The 19,383-nt window shown below is 60.1% G+C and carries 14 protein-coding genes; 3 read left to right on the top strand and 11 right to left on the bottom strand.

Annotated elements, in window-relative coordinates; genetic code table 11:
• Positions 1–2: 2 nt before the first annotated feature.
• From lon to ACURWW_RS04100, 3 genes are all read left to right on the top strand, one after another.
• Complete coding sequence (gene lon / locus ACURWW_RS04110) at positions 3–2,420, top strand: endopeptidase La (RefSeq protein ID WP_445618081.1); 2,418 nt, start codon at positions 3–5, stop codon at positions 2,418–2,420.
• 342 nt (positions 2,421–2,762) lie between these two features.
• Positions 2,763–3,035, top strand: coding sequence for an HU family DNA-binding protein (locus ACURWW_RS04105; RefSeq protein ID WP_445618082.1), 273 nt, complete (start codon positions 2,763–2,765; stop codon positions 3,033–3,035).
• Between the two features lie 431 nt (positions 3,036–3,466).
• Positions 3,467–5,344 (top strand): SurA N-terminal domain-containing protein, encoded by a 1,878-nt coding sequence (locus ACURWW_RS04100; RefSeq protein WP_445618083.1) that lies wholly within the window; start codon positions 3,467–3,469, stop codon positions 5,342–5,344.
• 744 nt (positions 5,345–6,088) lie between these two features.
• On the opposite strand, the gene ACURWW_RS04095 is transcribed toward ACURWW_RS04100, so the two are convergent.
• From ACURWW_RS04095 to ACURWW_RS04045, 11 genes are all read right to left on the bottom strand, one after another.
• Positions 6,089–7,072 carry an ABC transporter ATP-binding protein gene (locus ACURWW_RS04095; protein ID WP_445618084.1) on the bottom strand — a complete coding sequence of 328 codons (984 nt, stop codon included), beginning with the start codon at positions 7,070–7,072 and terminating at the stop codon, positions 6,089–6,091.
• On the bottom strand, positions 7,069–8,076 hold the full coding sequence (locus ACURWW_RS04090; protein ID WP_445618085.1) for an ABC transporter ATP-binding protein: 1,008 nt from the start codon (positions 8,074–8,076) through the stop codon (positions 7,069–7,071). The genes ACURWW_RS04095 and ACURWW_RS04090 overlap by 4 nt, the downstream gene beginning before the upstream one ends.
• Positions 8,077–8,096: 20 nt before the next feature.
• A complete protein-coding gene (oppC, locus tag ACURWW_RS04085; protein ID WP_445618086.1) occupies positions 8,097–9,011 on the bottom strand; it encodes an oligopeptide ABC transporter permease OppC in 915 nt (304 codons plus the stop codon).
• A 12-nt stretch (positions 9,012–9,023) separates the two neighbouring features.
• Positions 9,024–9,947 (bottom strand): oligopeptide ABC transporter permease OppB, encoded by a 924-nt coding sequence (gene oppB, locus ACURWW_RS04080; RefSeq protein ID WP_445618087.1) that lies wholly within the window; start codon positions 9,945–9,947, stop codon positions 9,024–9,026.
• 10 nt (positions 9,948–9,957) lie between these two features.
• Complete coding sequence (locus tag ACURWW_RS04075; protein ID WP_445618088.1) at positions 9,958–11,601, bottom strand: peptide ABC transporter substrate-binding protein; 1,644 nt, start codon at positions 11,599–11,601, stop codon at positions 9,958–9,960.
• A gap of 103 nt (positions 11,602–11,704) precedes the next feature.
• A complete protein-coding gene (locus ACURWW_RS04070) occupies positions 11,705–13,456 on the bottom strand; it encodes a BatD family protein (RefSeq protein WP_445618089.1) in 1,752 nt (583 codons plus the stop codon).
• A gap of 61 nt (positions 13,457–13,517) precedes the next feature.
• The gene (locus tag ACURWW_RS04065; RefSeq protein WP_445618090.1) at positions 13,518–15,434 is read right to left on the bottom strand and encodes a VWA domain-containing protein; all 1,917 of its coding nucleotides are present in this window, start codon (positions 15,432–15,434) and stop codon (positions 13,518–13,520) included.
• 5 nt (positions 15,435–15,439) lie between these two features.
• Positions 15,440–16,489: a vWA domain-containing protein gene (locus tag ACURWW_RS04060; protein WP_445618091.1), complete on the bottom strand. Its 1,050-nt coding sequence runs from the start codon at positions 16,487–16,489 to the stop codon at positions 15,440–15,442.
• Positions 16,476–17,009, bottom strand: a complete 534-nt coding sequence (locus ACURWW_RS04055; protein ID WP_445618092.1) for a DUF4381 domain-containing protein — start codon at positions 17,007–17,009, stop codon at positions 16,476–16,478. Before ACURWW_RS04055 ends, ACURWW_RS04060 begins: the two co-directional genes overlap by 14 nt.
• Complete coding sequence (locus ACURWW_RS04050; RefSeq protein ID WP_445618093.1) at positions 17,006–18,004, bottom strand: DUF58 domain-containing protein; 999 nt, start codon at positions 18,002–18,004, stop codon at positions 17,006–17,008. Before ACURWW_RS04050 ends, ACURWW_RS04055 begins: the two co-directional genes overlap by 4 nt.
• Before the next feature lie 30 nt (positions 18,005–18,034).
• On the bottom strand, positions 18,035–19,051 hold the full coding sequence (locus ACURWW_RS04045; RefSeq protein WP_445618094.1) for an AAA family ATPase: 1,017 nt from the start codon (positions 19,049–19,051) through the stop codon (positions 18,035–18,037).
• Positions 19,052–19,383: the final 332 nt, after the last annotated feature.

Genomic DNA, 19,383 nt, shown 5'->3' with positions numbered 1-19,383 from the left:
CGATGCCGAATACCCCAGAACTGCAAAACAACGAACTGCCATTGTTGCCGTTGCGCGATGTCGTCGTATATCCGCATATGGTGATTCCATTGTTCGTCGGTCGGGAGAAATCGATTGAAGCCCTGGAAAAAGCCATGGCGACCGACAAGCAGGTGCTCCTTGTCGCACAACGCAGTGCGTCCGAGGATGACCCGACTCCCGCTGACATGTACGAGATCGGTACGATCTCAACCATCCTTCAGTTACTCAAGCTTCCCGACGGAACTGTAAAGGTTCTGGTTGAAGGGGGCACCCGCGCCAAGATTGTGGAAGTGGACGAGTCCGAGTCGTTCTTCCGCGCCAAGGTGGAAGCCATGGCCAGCGAAGAGATCCCGGAGCGCGAGGCCGAGCTGCTGGTTCGATCCGCCATGAATCAATTCGAACAATACGTGAACCTGAGCAAGAAGGTCCCGGCGGAAGTCATGACCGCGCTCAGTGGAATCGACGAGCCGGGCCGCCTCGCGGATACCGTGGCCGCAAACATGTCCCTCGAGTTGCCCCAGAAGCAGGAACTGCTGGAGATGCCCAACGTCCGTCAGCGGCTGGAGCATCTGCTGGGCCTGATGGAATCTGAAATTGATCTGTTTCACGTTGAGAAGCGTATTCGCGGCCGCGTGAAAAAACAGATGGAGAAGAGTCAGCGCGAGTATTACCTGAACGAACAGATGAAGGCCATCCAGAAAGAGCTGGGTGAGATGGGCGACGAAGCCAGCGAAGCCGAAGAGATGGAGGAGAAGATCAAGGCTGCCGGCATGCCCAAAGAGGCCGAGGAAAAAACCCGCACTGAGCTCAACAAACTGAAGATGATGTCGCCCATGTCCGCGGAGGCTTCCGTGGTGCGTGCGTACATCGAGTGGATGGTCAACATCCCCTGGAAAAAGCGCAGCAAGGTGCGCCACGACCTGGCACGTGCGGAAGCCATACTCAACGAGGACCATTACGGTCTTGACGAAGTCAAGGAGCGCATCCTTGAGTATCTGGCGGTGCAGCAGCGGGTCAAAAAGATCAAGGGACCTGTGCTCTGCCTCGTTGGTCCTCCGGGCGTCGGCAAGACTTCGCTTGGTGAATCCCTGGCGCGGGCGACCAACCGGAAATTCACCCGCATGGCCCTGGGCGGGGTCCGCGACGAAGCGGAGATCCGTGGTCACCGTCGGACCTACATTGGTTCGCTGCCTGGCAAGCTGATTCAGAAGATGTCCAAGTGCGGAGTGAAAAACCCCCTGTTCCTGCTGGACGAGGTGGACAAGATGGGCATGGATCACCGCGGCGATCCGGCCTCGGCTCTGCTGGAGGTGCTGGACCCCGAACAGAACAATACCTTCAACGATCATTACCTGGAGGTGGATTACGACCTGTCGGATGTAATGTTTGTTTGCACTTCAAACTCCATGAACATCCCCGGCCCTCTGCTGGACCGGATGGAAGTGATTCGCATCCCCGGCTACACCGAGGACGAGAAGGTCAATATTGCGACCCGCTACCTGGTGCCGAAGCAAATGAGTCGCAATGGACTCCAGAAGGAAGAGCTGACGCTGGAAGAGGATGCGATCCGCGACATCATCCGCTTTTACACCCGGGAAGCCGGTGTGCGCGGGCTCGACCGGGAGGTGGCGAAGATCTGCCGCAAGGTTGTAACCCAGCACGTCAAATCCCAGGAGTTGATCAATCAGCGCATTACGGCCACGGATCTCGAAGAATACCTGGGCGTACGCAAGTTTGACTTTGGCCGCGCCGAGGAGGAGAACCAGATCGGCCAGGTTACGGGGCTGGCCTGGACGCAGGTGGGTGGCGAACTGTTGACCATCGAATCCTCCGCTGTGCGCGGCAAGGGGCGGGTCATCAAGACCGGTTCCCTTGGGGACGTGATGCAGGAGTCGATTCAGGCCGCTCTGACCGTGGTGCGTTCCCGCTCCAAGGTTCTGGGGATCTCTCCCGACTGGCACGAGAACTTCGATCTCCACATCCACGTGCCGGAAGGGGCCACGCCCAAGGACGGACCGAGTGCAGGTATCGCCATGTGTACGGCACTGGTTTCTGTTCTGTCCAATATTCCGGTTCGGGCGGATGTGGCAATGACCGGCGAAATCACCCTGCGCGGTGAGGTTCTGCGGATTGGCGGACTGAAAGAGAAACTGCTCGCTGCTCACCGTGGTGGAATCAAGACCGTGGTCATCCCCGCCGACAACGAGCGGGACCTGCGGGAGATTCCTGAAAACATCACCGAGGCACTTGATATCCGCCCGGTGAAGTGGATCGACGAGGTCCTGGAAGTGGCCCTGACTCATATGCCGGAGCCTTATTCCGATGAGGAGTACCAGGCCCTCGAAGCGAAAGTGAATAAGGCCAAGGAGGAATCTGCCGGGTCCATGCAGGCGCATTAACGAGTCGCTGTGGACCAGTAGGGCGGCGGAACCGACCGGCGGTGTCGGTACATCCCCCGGGTGTACCGGCCCTCCACCGGACCTGTGCACCGGAAGGGTCCGGTCCGCCATTCCCGAGCGTCAAAGGGGCCAAACGGTTAAAATCCGTCCAGAAAGCTGACTCCTGCGGTGTTTTAGAGGATGTCTTCTTGACCCCCCCAATGGCAGTTGGTATAAATCGCAACTCAATATCTACGCGGGCTCCAGCCCATTCAGGGTTCACTTGGGGGAGCCGTTGTCCGCATGACCGTCCACCGTTTTTTGGAAGTAGATTCTGGGAAACATAATAAGAGGTGTTTAAGAGTGAATAAATCTGAGCTGATTGATGCGATCGCCGCTGCTGCGGATATCCCCAAAGCGGCAGCTGGTCGTGCCCTTGACGCAATGGTTGACAATGTAGCCGACGCGCTCAAGAAAGGTGATCAGGTAGTGCTGGTAGGTTTCGGTACCTTCAGCGTTAAAGAACGAGCTGCCCGCACAGGCCGCAACCCGCAAACTGGTCAGCCGATCCAGATTGCAGCCGCCAAGATTCCCAGTTTCAAAGCTGGCAAGGCTTTGAAGGACGCTGTCAACTAAACAGTATTCCCTGGATGCTATTCACCTGAACCGTAATCTGCTCGCACCCAACCGGAAAGCTTTTCAGTAACATGATTCTGGAACAAGCAAGAAGCAGTAAAGAATAATCTGGTTACCTCCAGGGCTGTCGCAAAATGCACGAGATCTGACAGCCCCACAACCCGACAGCAAGTTCGTCTGTTGTGGTAAACCGGTTTGAGCGATGCCGGGCGTGAAGTGCAAACCGTTCCGGGTCCAGAACAGTACGTCAGTGAATAGCAAACCAACTGTGAATAGCAATCGAAAAGGGCGCATCAAGAAGTGGTGCGCCTTTTTTGTTGCAGTCGCCGGAAACCTCGCACACCCGTTGTGTCAAAGCGCTCGGGACGCGTGCAGGCCGGACACCGATAAGAAACGCAGCGCTCCTGCGATAGGAACTCAAGAGGCTAGACATGTTACAAAGTTTACGAGACAACCTTAAAGGTACTGTCGCGGTTGTCGTGGTTGCTCTGATGGTGGTGCCGCTCGTCCTGTTCGGCGTGGATTCGCTGTTCGTGGATTCAGGTTCCGCCAACGAAGTAGCCGAGGTGGAGGGCAAGGCAATCACCGAGGCCGAATTGCAGAGAGCAATTTTCCTGCGTCAGAACCAGATGCGGGCCCAGTTCGGCGACAATCTGCCTCAGCAGTTCATATCCGAGGAGAATCTTCGCGAACCGGTTCTGGATAGTTTGATCAAGCGTGAGTTGTTGATCCAGGTTGCCAGGCAGGGTGGCATGGCTGCCGCGGAGCAGCTGGTTAATCAGATGATCGTGAGCGCGCCTGAATTCCAGACCGACGGGCGCTTCGATCCGGACCTGTATCGGCAGCGGGTTTTCAATGTTGGTTACACGCCAGCCAGCTATCGCCAACAGCTCGCGGAAGACATGATACTGAACCAACACTTCACCGGGCTTACCGCCAGCGGTTTCGTTACCCAGCAAGAGCTTCAGCGCAGCGCGGCACTTTCACAGCAAGAACGCGACTTCTATTACATGACCATCCCCGTCGCCCCCGTGGAGGCGGAACTGGAAGTGGATGAAGAACGAGCGCGCGCCTATTACGAGGAGCACAAAACGGAATTCCGGAACCCGGAGCAGGTATCGATCGAGTATCTCGAGGTTAAGCTGGACGAGATCGCTGCAGGCATCGATATTTCGGAACAGCAACTGCGCGAGCAGTATGAACAGGAAGTATCCGCATTCGAATCCAACGTGGAGCGCCACGCGGCCCACATATTGATTGAGCCGAAGGACGACGGCAGTGAAGAGGCCATTCTTCAGGACATCCAGCAGCGCTTGGCAGCCGGAGAAGACTTTGCCGCGCTTGCGGAAGAGTACTCAGAGGATTTCGGGTCCCGCAATATGGGCGGGGACCTTGGCGTTACCAGCGGCGATACATTTCCGGACGAGTTTGAACAGGCGCTGGCCAACCTGGAAGAAGGGGAGGTTTCCGAGCCTGTGCGTACGGATGCCGGTTATCACCTGATCAAGCTGCTGGAAGTCAGGGGCGCCGAGCCGCCGACCTTCGAGGAGGACCGCAACCGCATTGCCAACGCCTTGAAGCAGGCCGAAGCAGATAAACGCTTTCTCGAACTCACGCAGGAAATGGCCGATGTAACCTATAGCTCCAACGATCTCGCCGACGCCGGCGAGGTCATTGGCGTCGAGCGCAAGGTTGCCGGGCCGTTCAGCCGGGACGGCGGTTTCGGCATTGCCAGTAACCCAGCCGTGGTCGATGCGGCCTTCAGCGATGATGTTCTGCAGGAAGGCTACACGAGTGAAGTACTGGAGCTGGGCCCCGATCATGCCCTGGTGCTGCGGGTGACCGACCATCAGGAGGCCCGCACTCTTTCCTTTGATGAGGTGCGTACCGAGGTGGAGCGCAGCGTTAAGCGAGACATGGCCGCTGAACGGGTGGCCGAGATCGGCAAGGAAATCGAAGCGGAAGTCGCGGCTGGCACCAGCGTTGAAGACGCTGCGAAAGAGCGCGGCTACGAATGGCAGGCCAGCCTGAATACCCAGCGCAACAGCGCTCAGGTGGATCGGGAGGTTCTCACCAACGCTTTCGCGATGCCGCGCCCGGACGGTCAACCGGTCACGCGTGGCTTTACCACTGCCGGCGGTGACTACGTCGTAGTCAATCTTACCGAGGTCAGCGACGGCGACTACGCGAGCATGAGTGAAGAGGAGAAGGCCAACCTGCGACAGCGCCTGGCTGGTATGGCAGGCGGCAACGCCTATGCCGCCTACGAGGCCCAGGTGCAGCAAGACGCGGACATCGAGCGCCTGTAAGCAGCCCAAAAAGGCGCGGCTTGATGAGCGAGCTGCGCCTGACACTCACCCTACGGAGTGCAGTATCCGTAGGTTGGGTTAGGCCGCAGGCCGTAACCCAACAGCTCGTTTGCCAATCCCGCTCCTTGGGCAGGCCGAACGCCACAACCCGGCAGCTTCACAAACCCCTGTTGGGTTACGCTTCGCTAACCCAACCTACGCATCCGCACCCGGATTCGTACTCGTCTTCGCGCGGAGGGTGCCCGTAGGTTGGGTTAGGCCGCAGGCCGTAACCCAACAACTCGGTTGCCACTCCCGCTCCTTAAGCAGGCCGAACGCCACAGCCCTACAGCTTCACAGACCGCTGTTGGGTTACGCTTCGCTAACCCAACCTACGAATCCGCAGCCAGATTAGCGGGTAGTCGTCTTGCGGGGGAGGGTGCCCGTAGGTTGGGTTAGGCCGCAGGCCGTAACCCAACAGCTCGTTTGCCACTCCCGCTCCGTGGACAGGCCGAACGCCACAACCCGGCAGCTTCATAAACCGCTGTTGGGTTACGCTTCGCTAACCCAACCTACGAATCCGCAGCCAGATTAGCGGGTAGTCGTCTTGCGAGGGAGGGTGCCCGTAGGTTGGGTAGGCCGCAGGCCGTAACCCAACAACTCGGTTGCCACTCCCGCTCCTTGGACAGGCCGAACGCCACAACCCGGCAGCTTTACAAACCCCTGTTGGGTTACGCTTCGCTAACCCAACCTACGCACCCGTACTCAGACTTCGTGACAGGCAACCAGTCGCGGGTACTCGTCTTCGCGAAGGGAGAGTGGTGGCATGGTATCGGCGCAGTGGGGTTTGGCCATGGGGCAACGTGTGCGGAAGGGGCAGCCGCTTGGGGGATTGAGAGGAGAGGGCAGGTCGCCTTCCAGGGGAGCCTCGGTGCGAGTCGGGCTCGCCTCGGGGTCCAGCACCAGCACGGAATCGATCAGGGCACGCGTGTAGGGATGCATGGGACGGTGATAGACGCTCTCGCTATCTCCCATCTCCACAGCCTTGCCCAGATACATCACCATGATCTTGTGACTGATGTGGCGGACGATATGCAGGTCGTGAGCAATAAAGATCAGCGACAAACCCATCTCTTGCTGTAGCTCCAGCAACAGGTTTACGATCTGTGCGCGAATGGACACGTCCAGGGCGCTGACCGGCTCATCGCAAATAATCAGCTTGGGCTTGAGGATCAGTGCCCGCGCAATGCCGATGCGCTGGCACTGGCCGCCGGAGAACTCGTGGGGATAGCGGTTGATCATCTGGCGGGACAGTCCGACCCGTTCCATGATGTCGAGAACCCGCTCCTTGCGCTCCGCGGCAGACAGGTGAGGCTCGTATACGGTGAGCGGCTCGCCGATGATCTGGAGCAGAGTCATACGGGGGTTCAGGGCCGCCAGGGGGTCCTGAAAGATCACCTGGATCTGGCGGCGCGCTTCGCGCATGGCATTTCTATCCAGTTCCAGAAGGGATTGGCCATTCAGGAGCACATCCCCACCGCTGGGCGTAACCAACTGCAGTATTGCCCGGGCGAGCGTCGACTTGCCGCACCCCGACTCGCCTACTACACCGAGCGTTTCACCTTCCTGCAGTTCGAAGCTGATACCATCCACCGCTTTCAATGTCTGCTTGGGCGCAAACAGCCGACGGTGGTCCGGGATATCGAAGTGAACCTTCAGATCGTTTACTTTCAGCAGAGGCGTGGTCATGATCGGCCTCCGGCTTCGGCCACTTTGGCGACCTTATCATCGTCAAGGTCATCGTGATGGCAGGCTTTCCAGTGGCCTTTGCCAACTTCCACCAGCGCGGGTTTCGCAGAGTTGCATATATCCGCTCGATAATCGCAGCGTGCGTAGAAGGGGCAGCCCCGCCGTTCCCGCAAGGCGTTGGGCGGATTGCCCGGGATGCTGTACAGCGGTTCGCCGCGGGGCTGGTCCGGCAAAGGCACAGAACGGAGGAGTCCGCGAGTGTACGGGTTTTGGGAGCGATTGAAGATATCGTCCAGGCTGCCCTGCTCCATGGTTTCTCCGGAATACATCACCAGAACCTGATCGCAGATGCTTGCCACCACACCCAGATCGTGGGTAATCATGATGATGGCCGAATTGAACTCCTGACGGACCTCTTCCAACAGGCGAAGGATCTGTGCCTGAACGGTTACGTCCAGTGCTGTTGTGGGCTCGTCGGCAATGATCAGTTCCGGCCGGCAGAGGAGGGCCATGGCAATGACGACCCGCTGGCGCATTCCGCCGGAAAATTCGTGCGGGTAGCGGTCGAAGCGATTCCTGGCGTCAGGGATCTTTACCAGGTCGAGCATCTCCAGCGCCCGCTTGCGGGCTTCCGCCTGACTGACTCCCTCGTGAAGACGCAAAACCTCGGTCATCTGAGTGGAAATCCGTAGATAGGGATTCAGGGACGTCATCGGGTCCTGGAAGATCATGGCAATCTGCTTGCCGCGAATATCATTCAGAGCCTTGTTGGACAGCGTAAGCAGGTCCTGGCCCTTGAACAGAATCTCCCCGCGGGCGCGCCCATTGCTGGCCAGTAAACCCATGATGCTCAGAATTGTCTGGGACTTCCCCGAGCCGGACTCGCCAACGATGCCGAGAGCCTCTCCGGGCTCGATGGAAAAGCTCAGATCGTTTACCGCGCTTACCACTCCGTCCAGGGTGGTGAAGTCCACGCTCAGATTATTAACTTCGAGTAAAGACACCTGGAGACCTCGATAGAAAATCAGCGATCTTTCGGATCAAGCGCGTCGCGCAAGCCGTCGCCGATGAAATTGAAACAGAACAGAGTGGCTGCAAGAAACACGGCAGGGAAGACCAGAGACCAGGGTGCTGATTCCATGTCTTCCGCGCCCTGGTTCACAAGTGCGCCCCAACTGGTGAGCGGCTCCTGTACACCGAGCCCCAGGAAACTGAGGAAGGATTCGATGAGAATCACCTGGGGAATGGTCAGGGTGATATAGACAATAACGACCCCGAGAAGGTTGGGCACGATGTGCCGGCGGATAATACTGGCTGTGCTGACGCCGCCCGCTTCCGCTGCCTCGATAAACTCGCGATGCTTGAGGCTGAGCGTCTGACCGCGCACGATGCGCGCCATGTCCAGCCAGTTGATCGCACCAATGGCCACAAAGATCAGGATCAACTGCCGACCGAACACCACCATCAGCAAAATCACGAAAAACATGAAGGGCACTGTATAGAGCACATCCACGATGCGCATCATGACGTTGTCCACACGTCCGCCGATATAACCGGCGGTAGCACCGTAGGTCACCCCGAACAGAAGACTCACCAGAGTTGCCACCACGCCCACCATCAGGGAGATGCGGCCGCCTTCCAGGGTTCGCACGAATAGATCGCGGCCAATTCCGTCGGTGCCGAAGTAATGCTTTGTTTCGAGAGAGGGAGCCTGTTGGATGTGGTCCCAGTCCGGGTAATCGTAGGACCAGGGGCTCAACGCCGGCCCAAAGAGAACCAGCAGCAGGATCACCCCGAGAACACCCATTGCCACCACGGCGGCGCGGTTGTGCAGCAGACGGTTGCGGGCATCGTCCCAAAGGCTGCGGCCCTTGATGGCTTCTTCTTCCAGCGGAAGAGCCGCCGATGTTGCGCTATCGCTTTGAATAATACTACTCATGATGAATCACGCTCAGGAGTATCGGACTTTCGGGTCGAGCCACGCGTAGATGATGTCGACCAGAAGGTTGAAGAGGATAATCAGGAAGCCGTAGAAAATGACCACGCCCATGACCAGGGTGTAGTCGCGGTTCAGCGCGCCCTGCACGAAATAACGACCGAGACCCGGAATACCGTAGATCTGCTCGATGACCACCGAGCCTGTAATCACTCCGGCAGCCGCCGGCCCAAGGTAGGATACGACCGGCAGCAGCGCCGGCTTGATTCCGTGTCTGAGGATGATCTGCCAGCCTGGCAAGCCTTTGGCGCGCGCCGTGCGAATATAGTTGCTGCGCAGCACTTCAATCATGGACCCGCGCGCAATACGCGCCACGAAGGCAATCTGCAGGAGGGCCAGCGAGACCACGGGCAGAATGATGTTCTGCAGCGCACCACCATTCCAGCCGCCCGCGGGCAGCCAGCCCAGGTAAACGGCGAAAATGAGGATGAGCAGGGGTGCCACCACAAAGTTTGGAATGGAGATGCCCACCATTGCCGCCGACATGACCGTGTAATCGGTGCGGGAGTTCTGGCGCAGCGCCGCAATCACCCCGGCAGCTCCGCCGATAATCAAAGCGAGCAGGATGGCCAGCCCGCCGATGGTGACCGACACCGGAAAACCGCTGGCGATCAGCTCATTGACAGTGAAGTCGCGGTATTGGAACGAAGGCCCGAGATCGCCCCGCACAACATCCCACAGGTAGCGCCCGTACTGCTGAATAAGCGGTTCATCCAGATGGAACTTCGCGTTCAGGTTTGCTTCCACTTCGGGAGGCAATCCGCGATCAGTATCAAAAGGGCCGCCCGGTGCCACACGAATGAGAAAGAAGGCGAGGGTGATGATGACGAAGATCGTGGGGATCGCGCTCAGCAAGCGTTTGATTATGTAACTCAGCATTGGGGTTTACTCACCGGGCCTTGATGTACATGTCTTTGGTGTAGAGGTGATCCATGATGTTGCCCTCGATCCCCCCAACGTAGGGTTTTACCAGCCGGGTGGTGACATAGTAGTAAATGGGCATGATGGGGTAATCGGTCAGGATCTGCTTTTCCGCCTCGCGCATGATTCGTGCGCGATCCTCGACACTCTCTGCGTCGAAAGAGCGAGCCAGCAGTTCGTCATAGCGCGGATTGTTGTAACCGGAGTCGTTTTGCGCGTTGTAGGAAAGCCCGAGCTCCAGGAAGGTGTAGGCATCGTTGTAATCGCCAATCCAGCCCATTCGGAAGGCCTGGGTCAGGCGTCGCTGGGAGCGGACATCCAGATAGACCTTCCACTCCTGGTTGATGATCTCCGTAACGACTCCGAGATTCTGCTTCCACATGGCGGCGATCGACAGGGCAATCTTCTTGTGGTTTTGCTCCGTGTTGTAGCGAAGCTCCACCCGCAATGGATTGTCTTCGGAGTATCCCGCTTCCTTATACAGGCGGCGTGCTTCCGCCAAACGTTCTTCGCGGCTCAGAGATTTCCATTCGTATTCATGGTTTTCGTAGTCCAGCACATCGGGCGGGACAAAACCATAGGCCGGCAGGGAGCCGTCATTGAGAACCTTGTCCGTGATGATCTCCCGGTCCACTGACATGCTCAAGGCCTTGCGCAGTTCCAGAGGCGCATCCTTGAAGGGGGACTGGGTCAGGTTGAAGCCGTAGTAGTAAATGCCGAGGTAGGGGGCCACCTGCAACTCGTCGCCAAGATTTTCGCGAATCCAGTCCATCTGACTCACGGGCAGCCGGTTGTACGTTACGTCGAGGCCTCCGGCGCGATAGCGAAGCACAGCCGCATTCATGTCTTCCGTGTTGTAAAAATACACAGCGTCGATCGTGGTGTTCTCGTTATCCCAGTAGAGCGGGTTGCGCACCAGTTTGACGTGAGACTGTACCTCCCACTCCGCAAGCTGATAGGCACCGTTGGATACCAGATTCCCGGGGCGGGTAAACAGATCACCGTGTTCTTCGACGCTCGGGCGGTGCACGGGGTAGGTCATGGCGTGGGTCAGAACGCCCAGGAAGAAGGGGGTCGGGGCCCTTAGCTGAACCTCCAGAGTGTGGTCATCAATTGCTCGGACACCCAGTTCGGCAGGGGGCAGATCGCCGCGAATGATCGCCTCGGCATTGCGCACGGCTCCAAGCATCAGGGAGTAATTGGAGGCGGTGGCCGGGTCCACGACGCGGCGCCAGCTATAAACGAAATCGTGGGCCGTAACCGGATCGCCGTTGGACCATTTCGCATTCTCGCGAAGATAGAAAGTGTACTGCAGACGGTCGTCGCTCAACTCCCAGCGCTCGGCAACACCGGGAATCAATTCCCCATTCGGTTGCTCGCTGATCAGACCTTCGTAAAGATCGCGGTGGATGTTGGACGACGGAACGCCTTCGGCGATGTGTGGGTCCATGCTGTGAGGCTCACCGCCGTTCCCGCGCCGAATGACCTGCTCTTGGGCAAGCTCCACATCGGGCGGTGGCTTGGCAGCCGCAGAGAATGATGCCGCCATCAAAGTGGCGGCCAGCAAGGCGGCCAGCCGCCTCGGCAAAGGATGGTGCGCTGTTGTCTTCAAGGCTGAACCTCTTGCTATTGCCTTAAAGTCCCTTTTGTGATTTTCGACCGAGCCCCATCCTCAACAATAAATTCGCGGCGTCCGCCACGGATTCGAAGCGTGTTCAATGAGTTGATGGATATAGAGGCGGCAGCAGGTCGTTTTCCTTTTTTGTGTGTGACGTGCGTTTCTTTTTATCTCTACGCTTGAATTTGACAAGTGTCTGCCACAGCTTCTCGCCCTGCCATTGGCCGGATTGCTGCGTACCATAGAGGATTTTGTCTAGCTGTTCCAGTTCTTTTGTGAGCGGTTCGTAGTCCGCTTTCGTCGCGATCTCCTGCACCGATGCGACCCGGGGCAGAGCCCAATATTCCTTTGCCCACCGGCCCAAATGCGCACGTGCAGCGTTTGGATCATGATCGCTGCAGGCGCGCCGCACCGCGTCCAGGGCGCCATCGCCCCGGCTCGAGTTTTCGTCGGGACGGGCATCGTTCCGCGCCGGCGCACCCGCGTTGCGCTTGCGCCACCATGCGACCATGAACCCCAGCGCGAGGGCCGCCCAGACCAGGTTGCTGATGAGCCAGGGCCATGGCAGATCGGCGCCATCGCGCCCCCCAGCTCCATCCCGCCCCTCTGCTCCCTCGTTTGAGGCATCGCCGGAGAGCTGCGCAGAGTCCCGTAATGGCAACTGCGACGACTGGTTCGCCGCGGGCGCTACGGTCAGCTCCTGAGCGGGAATAGTCGCCGTCCGCGGCTGTTGTGCTTCAGTGTCCCACCACTGCACACGGGTCTCCGGGAGGGTCAGTTTACCCGGGCGAGTGGGAACGATGGCAAAACTTTCCACCCGATGACCGGTGATTCCTTGCGCACTTTGCAAATTATCGAACTGCGGCTGATCCGTGTAGATCTTCAGGCCGTCCACGTCCTGATCCGGCAGCGGCGGCAATTGTGCAGAGGTCAGTCCCTCTGCACGCAGGGTAATGGTCCGGGTCAGTGGCTCACCTACCACAAAGCGCGAGGGGTCGCTGCTCCAGTGCTGGTCCAGTTCGACATTGCGAGCGGGAAGCCAGTGAGAACCGCTGAACTGTGGTGCCTGCGGCTTCACAGGAATCGTGACCGGGTCACTGCGCAGGCGGCGCACATCACCGGGAGACCGGAATCGGTTGCGGAATCCGCTGCCCGGTTCCGTTGCCATTACGAGAGTCCAACTCAGGCCCGGAATGGTCAGCTCACCGCTCTGCTGGGGATAGACGGCATAAACCAGCTCCATCACCCGATAGAGGCGTCCGTCGATCTGCTTGTTGTAGGCGGTCTCGGTGAGGTTTTCCACCACCGCATTGTCGATGCTCAAGTCCCGATCCATGCTTGCGTCGCGCAACAGGATGCCGGTGTGCAGGCGGATCGTCACCAGAAGCTGTTCCTGCACGTACAACTGGGACTTGTCCGTGTCGACCTCAACAAAAAGCTCCTGAGCGTTATTGCTCTGGTTCGTCCCGGCATTGTTGACGGTGATTTGCAGCGGCGAACTGCTCGCGCCCTGAAAATTGAAGGGCGGAATCGTCAACGTGCCCGCGTTTCTCGGCGAAAGGGTAAGGGTCCACTCGGTCCAGGATTCGATGACACCGTTGACGTTCCGGAACTGGCTGCTGCGCTGCTGCCTGAGGATTTCGAAGTCCTGCTCCAACGCGCTGAAATCCGGACTGCTGTAGCCCACCTGCTCGCTGAGTCGCACGCTGAGCTCCAGCGTTTCATTTTCGCTGATGATGCTGCGGTCGACGCTCACTGTCAGGTCCGCACCTGACGCGGTGGCTGACGCCATGCCCAGCAATAATGCCAAGGTGGCGGCCCAAAAACCTCTATTGAAACTCTTCATCATTTGTCTTCGGTTTCCGTCTGCGAGTGTGCCTCTGCCGGTGAGGGATGGCGGCCGTGACGAATTACCAGCGCTGCGGTCCCTGGTTCTCCGGGGGCAGCCAGTTCCCCCGACGGTATTGCTGGCGCAGCCGTCGGTGTTCGTACTCGAACTTGCGGCGCAGCAGCCCGCTCGGATCGTCCGGCACCTGGCGCAGCCATTGCTCCAGGGCCTGCTGCTCTTCGGATCGGTCCGCTTGCTCGGACTCAGCCAGCGTAGTCCCGGGCTGCGGCTCTCCATCATTTTGGTTCTCGGATGGTTGTTCCTGGCTCTGGCTTTGCTGTTCCCGGCGGCGCAGTTCTTCTTCCATCTGTTCGGCAAGTGCCTCTGCGGCTTCCTCGTCGCCCGCCTGCTCCTGGCTGCTGCTTTCGGTGCTTGAGGATTCCCCCTGGGCGCTGTTCTCGTCGTCGCTCTGTGCCTGCTGGCCACTTTGGCTGTCCTGCCCATCCTGATCGGGGGGCTGCTCCTGTTCGCTGCCGTCCTGCTGCGCGGAATCCTGCTCGTTCTGCTGAGGCTGATTATTCTGGTTCTGGTCCTGCTGCTGTTGCTGCTCCTCTTGCTTCTCCAGCAGCTCGCGCACCAGCTCTGCGTTGAACTGGGCGTCGTTCATCTCCGGGTCCCGATCCAGAGCTGCCTCATAGGCGGACAGTGCATCCTCGAGTTTGCCCGCTCTGGCCAGGGCATTGCCGCGATTGTAGTGATCTCGCGCCGAGTCGCCCTGGGCAAAAGCCTCGGCGGCAGCGGCGTAGTCATCGCCCCGGTAATGGGCGGTGCCGCGCCAGTCGTGACGCTTGAATTCCTTTGCCGCCGCGACCGGGTCGCCTTTTTCAAGCGCCTTCAGGCCCTGCTGGTCGCTTCGCAGCCAGAGGTCCCGCCACTCCAGAGCATGGCTTGTGCCGGGCGCGGAAAGCCCGACCATTGCCACCAGGCCCATGCTCAGCAGCCAGCCCCGCCGGAAGCCCAGCGCTGCGAAAGGCAGCAGCAGGAGGGCCAGCCACTGGCCTGCGTCCCGCCAGATGTCGAACTCCCGTTCCACAAGCTTCTGCTGCTGGCTGCGGAGTTCCTGGCGCTCGGTGTAATTCAGAAGATGGGCGATGTCACCGTCGTCCGTACGCAATCCGGTGTAGGTTCCCCCGAACTCCCGCGCCAGTTCCTGCAGCTCGGTTTCGTTGAGCCGCGCGATGACAATGTCATTGCTGGCACCACGGGCGAAACCGCCATCGCCCGTGGGTATCGGCGCTCCCTCGGGAGTGCCGACCCCGAGGATCGAAAGCCGGTAGCCGGAGTCCTTCAGTTGTTGCCGAATGGACGGGAATGCGTCTGTTGCCACTCCATCGGTGACCAGCAGAATTTCACCTTCCGGTATCCCGGCGTCCCTGAACAGCGTCAGCGCTTTTTCCAGGCCCCTTTCCACATTGCTGCCGCTGACCGGCATTATGGCCGGATGCAAGGCGGGTATCAGGTTGGCAATGGTTTGAGTGTCGTCGGTCAGTGGGCTTACCACATGGGCGCCGCCGGCATAGGCCACCAGAGCCGTGAGGCCTTCTTCGCGTTGCTTCAGGTAATCGCGCAGTTTGAACCGCACCCGTTCCAGGCGCGAGGGAGTGAAGTCTTCCGCCACCATGGATGGTGACATGTCGAAGGCAATGACCACAGCCGCCTCGGATTGATGGACCGGCTGCGGAAGCTGCTTCCAGGTGGGGCCCGCCAGGGCAACGCTCGCCAGAATCCAGGCAGCCACCAGCCCTGCGAAAGGCCAGCGACTCGCGCCGCTTAGCCTCTCCTCCAGCAGGTGGTGGAGCAGCTCGGGTTGGATGAACTTCTGCCACTGACTTTGCGAGCGCTTTTGCCACCACAGTAAGTAGCCAATCAGCAGCAGCGGCAGGATCGCGAGCAGCCACAGGGGGCGGAGAAAATGAAAGTTGTCGATGAAGTCCTGCATGATATTCAGGTGTTCTCCACGGATGCATCGGGGCGGGTGCTCCCCACCTCCCGGGCAAGCGCAGGCAAGCGCAGGCGTGAAAGGGCGATCAGTGCGCTGAGCAACAAGGCGGCGCCCAGGGGCCAGTAGAACAGCGCCTGAGTGGGGCGGAAGCTTTCCGCTTCCTGTTCGGCGGGTTCGAGAATATCGAGCTCCGCGTAGATACCGGCCAGTTCCTGTACATCCCGCGCCCGGAAGTAACGCCCGCCGGTCTTGTCTGCGATGGAAACAAGGGTTTTTTCGTCCAGATCCGCCGAGGGATTGACCCGCCGCGCGCCGAAGTTGCTGCCGAAAATACCGGGCACCACCAATTCCTCGGCGCCAATGCCCACGGTGTAGATCTTCACGCCCGCCTGACTGGCCAGGTCGGCCGCCTGCAAGGGATCGACGGCCCCGGCGGTGTTGGCGCCGTCGGTCAGCAGGATCAAGACCCGCTTGCCTTCAGGCCGATCGAGCAGGCGTTTGGTGGCGAGGCCGATGGCATCGCCGATGGCGGTCTTCTCACCGGCGAAGCCGAGCCGGGCTTCCTGAAGAAGTGTGTTCACGGTGTTGCGATCAAAGGTCAGGGGAGCCTGCAGATAGGCCCGGGTGCCGAACAGAATCAGGCCCAGCCGGTCGCTCTCCCGGCGGCGGACGAAATCGCCTACCACGGCCTTGATGACGCTGATCCGGTTCACCTGCTGGCCGTTGAGCACCATGTCGGCGGTTTCCATGCTGCCGGAGATGTCCACGGCCAGCAGCAGATCCCGCCCACTCGCGGGAAGACGGACCGGCTCGCCCAGCCATTGGGGGCCGGCGGCGGCCACCACCAGGCTCAACCACATGAGCGAGAGCAAGGCGGTCAACCCCTTGCCACGTACCCGTTCCCGGCGGCGTCCCGAGGGCAGGGTGCTGAGGGCCTGGTAGAAGGGGACGCGCAGAGCGGCTTCGTCACGCCGGGCGCGCGGCAGCCCCCAATAGACCAGCAGGGGGAGGGGCAAGAGCAGAAAAACCAGCGGCCACTCAAACTGCAGCATGGCGCGCTCCCTTGGAGGCAATACCTTCCGAACCCCGTGGACGGCGGTGTTCCGCGAGCCAGCGCATTACCAGCTCGTGGAGCGGCTGAAGATCGCCGTGACCGGCTGCCGGGCGATAGGGCAGGGTGAGCAGGGCGTTGCCGGGACCACCCGCGAACTCCTCGCCGGTTCCGCCGGTTGCGTCCAGAAATTCCAGCCAGTCCACGCCCTGCATGGCGTTCACCGGTTCCCCCGGAAAAGCCACCCGCGCCGCCCGGCGCAGCACCTGGTTGACCTCCCCCGCGTAGGCTTGGGTGTCGCCGTCTTGCTGCAACCTGATCCAGGCGTTTTCCACCGCTGCGTGGGCCACACGGCGGTAGGCATTCGCCCGCTTTCGCCGTTGCCAGAGGTACAGACCCAGGGCAATGCCCGCGAGCAGGAGAATCGCAAGCAACCACCAACCCGGTGCCGGCGGCCACCAGCCGAGGGGTTCGGGTACATGAATATCCCGCAGCTGAGCGAGTGGGTCCTGCTCGTTCATGGCCGGTTTGCTCTCCGCTTCCCGCCCTTGCTGGCGCGATAGATCTGCTGCATCTGCCCGATTTCGTCCTCAGCGGTGCTGAAGGCGTAGAGCGGAACTCTGAGCGCCTGGCTGTGCTGTCGAATGGTTTCGAAGCGTCGCGCGTAGCGCGTGTGGAATTCGTCGCGCACGCTCGCGTCGTCTGCGGCCAGTTGCATGCGCTCGCTGCCGTTGGATACGGTCAGCAGACCCGCCGCGGGCAGAGCCTGTTCCAGCGGATCGCTCACCATCAGCAGGGCAACTTCTGTATGCCGGCTTAAAAGATACAACTCTTCCCGGCAGTGATCGTCGTAATCGTCAAAATCGCTGATGAGGTACAACGCGCTGCCGGGTCGGGCGATCCGGCGCAGGTCCCGCAAGACGGTACGCAGGGGCATTTGCCGCTCTGCAATCAGCGGCGAATGCAGTTTGTGGTTGTATTCGTGAAGGCGCTGAACGAATTCCAGCGCGGAATGTTTGCTGCGACGGGGGCGTACATCCCGGTGATCCCGATTCCCGAACACGAGCCCGCCCACGCGATCATTGTTGTGCAGGGCGGCCCAGGCCAACAGGCCCGCCAGATGGGCGCAGAGTACTGACTTGAAACAGCGCTGGCTGCCAAAAAAAAGACTCGCGCGCTGGTCCGCCGCCACGAATGTGGGTCGTTCCCGTTCCTCACGGAAGAGCTTGGTGTGGGGTACGTGGGTGCGGGCAGTCACCCTCCAGTCGATGCTGCGGATGTCATCGCCCGGTTGGTAGACGCGGACCTCTTCAAACTCCATTCCCCGGCCCCGGAAGCGTGTCCGGGAGGCGCCGCTCAGGCTCGCGCGGCTCTGTCGCCGGGGCGCGAGACGCAGATCCCGCGCGGCAAAGCGCAGTTTGAGCAGGGCATTCATGTCCGTATAGGCGCCGTGGGCACCCAGATCCTGGCCCGACCGGGCGGGCCCGGCTTCGGGCTTATAAACGGCGGACTTCATTGCTGCACCTCATCAGGTCACCGCCACTCATCAGGCCACTGCCACGGCGGACAGCAGATGGTCGATGACCTGGTCTACATCGACTCCATTGGCTTCTGCTTCAAAACTCAGTATGAGGCGATGGCGCAGTACGTCGTGAAGCACACTCTGTACATCGTCGGGGCTTACGAAATCCTGCTGTCGCAGCCAGGCGCGGGCGCGGGCGCAGCGGTCCAGGGAGATCGTGCCGCGGGGGCTGGCGCCGAATTCCAGCCAGGAGGCCAGTTCCTCGCTGTACAGCGCCGGCTGGCGGGTGGCCATGATCAGTTGAACCAGGTACTCCTCCACTGCCGGCGCCATGTGAATGCCCAGGGCTTCCTGCCGCGCCTGTTCCAGGACGGACTGGCTCACAACCATGTCCGGCCGGGCCTGGCTTTGCTGGACCGCCTCATTGCGCACCAGGCGCAGAATGTTTGTCTCGGCCTGCACGCCAGGGTAGTCCACCCGCAGGTGCATGAGGAAGCGATCGAGCTGCGCTTCGGGCAGGGGGTAGGTGCCTTCCTGTTCGATGGGATTCTGGGTGGCCATGACCATGAAAAGAGCCGGGAGATCGTAGGTTTTACGCCCCACGCTGATCTGTCGCTCCGCCATGGCCTCCAGCAGCGCGGACTGAACCTTGGCGGGGGCGCGGTTGATCTCATCGGCGAGAACCAGGTTGTGAAAGATGGGGCCGGGCTGAAATTCGAAGGTTCCGTTCTCGGGTCGATAGATGTCGGTTCCCGTAACATCCGCCGGCAGCAGGTCCGGGGTGAACTGAATTCGGTGGAAATCCCCTTCTATGCCATCTGCGAGGGTTTTTACTGCTTTTGTCTTGGCTAGACCGGGCGGTCCTTCCACGAGTAGGTGTCCATCCGCAAGAAGTGCGATGATAAGCCTTTCCACCAGGTGTTCCTGCCCGACGATCTGGTCGTTCATCCAGTTTTGCAGCGACTTGAGCGCGGTGGCGGGGGATGATTCGCCAAGGGGCGCCGCGTGGGGGCCTGGAGCGGGTGAGATCTCGTTGCTCATTAGTGCTTACCTTTTCCCGGTCGATCTTGAGGGGCGGCTGTCCCTCTGTTCAGGGACGCCAGAGCTTCTGTTTTATCGCGATGGCTTTCAGCGAATCGTTATTGCAGCGCAGAGTGGGAAATGGCCGCAAGCCGGCCATCCCCTGCCGTCGTGGCTGAACTGCAGGGATTCTACCGGCGCGTTCCGGCACGTGTCGAGGTCGGGCATGCTCGCGCGAATTGACGGTGCGGTACCGGCGAAAGTCTATGGAAAACGTTTGGCGCTTGAAGTTCCCCCTGAGAAAGAGCAAAGCTTTCCCGGACAATTGCCGACTGGCTCGCAGGCCCGCCAAC

The sequence above is a fragment of the Gilvimarinus sp. F26214L genome, from assembly GCF_054401055.1.
The sequence above is the reverse complement of the archived record's forward strand: the minus strand, read 5'-3'. Positions and strand labels throughout refer to the sequence as shown.